Below are 1061 nucleotides of genomic sequence, written 5' to 3' on the forward strand. Positions count from 1 at the left end.
ATTGTCGTTCTCGATCCTCCTTTTTACGGCATTGATTACGGCCTTGTCCGTAGCAGGAGGAGGGATCATGTCCCTCGACGACGTGAGCCCCTCGCGGCCAAGGGCGGAGAGCGGAGCGATCTGGATATCGATATCGCCGGCCACTAACCTCTTTACGATCAGCTCGGCACATGCCACGTCCATGTAATCGGAGAAGAGCTCCCTGAACGCCTCCTCCTGTATCGCTGTCCCTTCGAAGAGATCGATCAGTTTGTGCATACTGAACTTCTCGTAGTCAGCATCCGCATCGATCGCACCGAATTTCTTGGCGATCTGAACCACCTTCCACCTGAATATGGCAGTTCTCTTGAGGGCGATCTCGAGAAGTCCGCGGATGTGATCGGGATCGATCGAGTTTATCGTTTCAAGAACATCCACCGCACCTATTTCCCTCGGGAGCCTCAGCAGTATCCTGTATGCACCGATCTCGACCCCTACCGTCGTCCCGAATCTCGCGCTGAGCAGGATTGATATCAACCGCCCAAGGGCTTCGTTCGCCTTGTGCCCCCCGCAGAGATTTATCACCACCCCTTCATCGTAGTGTTCGATCGTCATCAGCCGGTCGGATGCCACCGGTGATCTGGCGTGATCCATTCCGTCGAGGAACTGAAGGATGAAATTCTCCGAAACCTTGTCCGCATCATACTTGCCGAGCTTCCTCTTCCGGCGGATGCTGCCGCTCTCCTGCGCAACGGCGTAGGGAACCGGGATCTGCTCACCCTCCCATGACGGCAGTTCGCCTCTCATCTTCACCGCAGGTTCGACCTTCACCATCCCGTCCTCGATCGCGAGAACCTGCCACAACTGCCCCTTGGTAACGAAGACCGCACCGGTATGAATCCAGCTTATGACAAACGACTCGTCGAGGGTACCGACGATCCGGCGGGTCAGGATATCCAATATCTTCACCTTCTTCTCGTCGTGGATCATCGAAAGGTTCGAGTACATGTACTTCCTGCACCGCCCGGTTCGTATGACTGTTCCCGCATCGCGGCGGATCATCCTGTGATATTCAAGCTGCG

At 55.8% G+C, this 1061-nt stretch carries 1 pseudogene; it reads right to left on the reverse strand.

Annotated features, from left to right (window positions below):
- Positions 1–1061 (reverse strand): annotated as a pseudogene (locus METPAY_RS15585) (DEAD/DEAH box helicase); the annotation flags it as partial.

Source organism: Methanolacinia paynteri, from assembly GCF_000784355.1.
Lineage (GTDB): Archaea > Halobacteriota > Methanomicrobia > Methanomicrobiales > Methanomicrobiaceae > Methanolacinia > Methanolacinia paynteri.